This window comes from Streptosporangium sp. NPDC050148, assembly GCF_055586505.1.
Window position 1 is genome coordinate 1 of the sequence record NZ_JBVJIA010000081.1, and the last position, 3418, is coordinate 3418.

The 3418-nt window shown below is 68.8% G+C and carries 4 protein-coding genes; 2 read left to right on the top strand and 2 right to left on the bottom strand.

Translation table 11 applies throughout. The annotated features are described in order from the left end of the window. Both ACZ6RT_RS37465 and ACZ6RT_RS37470 read right to left on the bottom strand, forming a co-directional pair. A partial coding sequence (locus ACZ6RT_RS37465) for a M14 family metallopeptidase (RefSeq protein WP_470158871.1) occupies positions 1 to 1406 on the bottom strand: 1406 nt, incomplete at its 3' end. Between the two features lie 138 nt (positions 1407 to 1544). Next, entirely contained in the window at positions 1545 to 1952 is a 408-nt protein-coding gene (locus ACZ6RT_RS37470; RefSeq protein WP_399193056.1) for an ATP-binding protein, read from the bottom strand. 150 nt (positions 1953 to 2102) lie between these two features. Here ACZ6RT_RS37470 and ACZ6RT_RS37475 point away from each other — a divergent pair, with 150 nt between their 5' ends. Beyond that, the gene (locus ACZ6RT_RS37475) at positions 2103 to 2969 is read left to right on the top strand and encodes a helix-turn-helix domain-containing protein (protein WP_399193058.1); all 867 of its coding nucleotides are present in this window, start codon (positions 2103 to 2105) and stop codon (positions 2967 to 2969) included. A 33-nt stretch (positions 2970 to 3002) separates the two neighbouring features. Next, positions 3003 to 3230, top strand: coding sequence for a DUF397 domain-containing protein (locus tag ACZ6RT_RS37480; protein WP_344900660.1), 228 nt, complete (start codon positions 3003 to 3005; stop codon positions 3228 to 3230). Positions 3231 to 3418 lie beyond the last annotated feature (188 nt).

Genomic DNA, 3418 nt, shown 5'->3' on the forward strand with positions numbered 1-3418 from the left:
GAGGTGGTGGCCTCGGGGTCACCGCGCTCCCACGCGCCGGCCGTGGCGGTGTCGGTGCCGGACGGGTTGGCCGTCCAGCCGGTCGCCGTCTCGAACTCGTCGGAGTAGACGGTCACCCCGGGGTTGGAGCCGCCGCAGTACTGCGACTCCTTGCCGATGATCCGGTAGACGCAGTCGGAGTACTCGATGAAGCGCAGCACGGCCTCGCGGTTGCGGGTGGTCTGCGGGCCGATCTGCTCGTCGGGAGGGTAGAAGCCCGGCGAGGCGCTGACCGGGTACATCTCGAAGGTGTAGCTGAAGATCTTGTAGACGCCCCACATCCAGTCGTCGATCGTGCCGTCGGTGACGTACAGGTCGCTGGCCTGCTGGGGGGTGTAGCCGTTGGTGGAGGCCATGTTCTGGCCCAGGGTCGCGTGGGCGTCACGGTCGTCCTGGGTCAGTCCGGGCGCGGTGTCGTTGAAGGTGTAGCCGTACGGCCACAGGATCAGCTCGCCGTAGGTGTGCCAGTCGATGTGCGACTTGATCTGCTGCACGCCGCCGACGACCCGGCTGCGCACCCAGTTGGCCACCGCCCGCACCTCGGGGGCCGACTCCGCCGCGGGACCGCGGTAGGTGTCGCTGGAGGGCGAGCCGGACGAGCCGGCGCAGCAGCCCCAGTTGTAGCCCCAGTTGCGGTTCATGTCCGTGCCCACGTACGACGAGCCGGAGTTGGGCTGGCGGTTCTTGCGCCAGGAGCGGTAGGAGCCGCTGGCGATGTCGTACTCGCCGCCGTCCGGGTTGAGGTCCGGCATGATCCAGATCTCGCGGCCGTTGACCAGGTTCGCGATGCGGCTGTCGGTGGTGTAGCCGTCGGTGAACAGGTTGAGCAGGTAGATCGCCATCTCGACGGTCAGGTGCTCGCGGGCGTGCTGGTGGTGGGTGAACAGCACCTCGGGCTCGTTCTCGTCCGTGGCGACGTTGTCACTGATCTTCACGGCGATCAGGTCGCGTCCCTCGTACGAGGTGCCGTAGCTGATCTTGCGGGCGATCGTCGGGTGGTCGGCGACGATCCGGTTCACCGCGGCGGTCATCTCGGCGTAGTTGTGGTAACCCGAGTCGGACGGCGGGAAGTCCGCGCGCTGCTCCGGGCCGGTCGGGAATAACGCCCGGGGGACCCGGGTGACGGCGTAGCCGAGTTTCTTGATCTCGGCCACTTCCTCCTGGCTGGCGGTGACCACGACGGAGTCGGAGCCGACCTGGTCGATCGCGGCACCCGTGGCGGCGACCGCACTGCGCTGCTGGGACGTGCTCGGACCCTGGACCTTGTACTGGCTGTTCGGTTGTGGCTCGGCCGAGGCTCCGGCCCCGGTCATACCGAGACACAACAGCGCCAGGGCGGCGAACACCACGATCAGTCGGCGTCTCACCTGTGTCCTCCTCAGGCACGCACTGTAGGGATTGGTCGCGTGCCTCCACCGAGAGTCAAACAACGGCGTTGATTGGAAAAGGCCCAAATTTGGGCGCCGCGTGGACTCCGGGAGGAGATGCAGGGCCGGGAGAGAGGATCAGAAGACGATCCGGAACCAGAGCGTCCGGGCACCCCCCGGGGTCCCGGGACGCACGCCCCACCGGTCCGCGAGCAGGTCCACCAGGAACATGCCCCGGCCGCCCTCGGCCTCGGGGTCGTTGCGCACGTGCGGCGCCGAGGCACCGGATCCCGCGTCGCAGACCTCGACCAGCACCGCCGCGGGCCTCACCGTCACCGTCATCGCGACCTCGCCGCCCGCCCGGGAGCCGGAGTGCACGACCGAGTTGGTCACCACCTCGCTCACCAGGAGAACGACGTCGTCGAGGGCGGGATGGTCCTCACCCAGCAGTTCCCTGACCCGGCCGCGCGCCACCGCCACCGACTCCGGCACCCCCTTGAGGGTCACCCTCATCCGAGGTGAGACGGCCTGCCGTCCGGTCCTCATCGTCGACCTCGCTCCCCGACACGCATATTCCATGCACGTCGCCCTCTGAGATGGCACACTCACTCACGGTGAACTGTTCTATCAAGGACTGCAATACCTCATGTTGAGATTCCACAGTTTTCCTATCAAAGGACGGAGGGAGGTAGATGCGTGGTTTCTCGACGCAGCCCCACGGCCCGGCATCGCCGCCTGGTCGCTGAACTCAACCGTCTGCGAAAGGACAGTGGGCTGACCAGGGTGGAGGTGGCCGAGCGGATCGGCTCCACCGACACCACCGTCTGGCGGTACGAGACGGGTCAGACCCGTCCCCGGCCCTCGGACGTGTCGGCCCTCACCGATGTGTACGGAGTGACCGGGGAGGCACGGGACTTCCTGATCCAGCTGGCCGTCGAGGCCAGGCGACGCGACTGGTGGCACCGCCACCGGCAGGCGTTCAAGCCGGGCTTCGACTCCTACATCGGACTGGAGGCGGAGGCGTCCCTCGTGCGCTCGTACGAGCCGCTCGTCGTCCCCGGCCTGATGCAGACCGAACCGTACGCACGTGCCGTGGTCGAGGCGACCTCCGTCGTCCAGACCCCCTCAACGGTCGAGGAGACGGTCGCCGTGCGCATCTCGCGTCAGCGGTTGCTGCACGGACCAGGCGACCCCATCCACCTCGTCGCGGTACTCGACGAAGCGGTGATCCGGCGCCGGATCGGCGGCGGCGGCATCATGACGGAGCAGCTGGAACATCTCGTCCACCTCGGCGGGCTGCCCAACGTGGAGATCCGGGTCCTCCCGTTCTCCGCCGGGGCCCACCCCGCGATGGACGGACCGTTCTGCCTGCTCAGCTTCCCCGAACCGGAGGATCCCGACCTGCTCTACCTGGAGCAGGCCGCGAGCGGGCTCCTGCCGGACGAACCAGAACAAGTCAGCCGGTACGTCTCCATGTTCGAGAGCCTCTGCGCCATGGCCCTCGACCAGGAGGCGTCGGCGGCCTTCATCGCCCAGATGGCGAGAAGGTTCTCCACCCCCTAGTACCCGAAGGAAGAAAAAGTGCGAGGGTCCACGATGGATCTGTCCGACGCCCAATGGCGCAAGAGCGGCCGCAGCACCGGAGGCAACTGCGTGGAGGTGGCGGTCGTCCCCGGTGACGCGACGACCGTCGTCCACAAGGCCGGCTCCGACCACCTCTACCTCGTCCGCGACTCCAAGGATCCGAAGGGCCCGGCGCTGGCGTTCACCCGGAGCGAGTGGGACGCCTTCGTCGGCGGCGTGAAGGACGGCGAGTTCGACTGACACACCTCCGGGGGAACCGCCTCACCGGTTCCCCCGGAACCCGACGGTCCCGGGGGGGGGGGGGGTGGGGGGGGGGGGGGGGGGGGGGGGGGGGAGGGGGGGGAGGGGGGGGGGGGGGAGGGGGGGGGGGGGAGGGGGGGGTATGGAGAGGAGTGCGGGGGGTTATGTCGCGCGGCGCGGGGACGGGC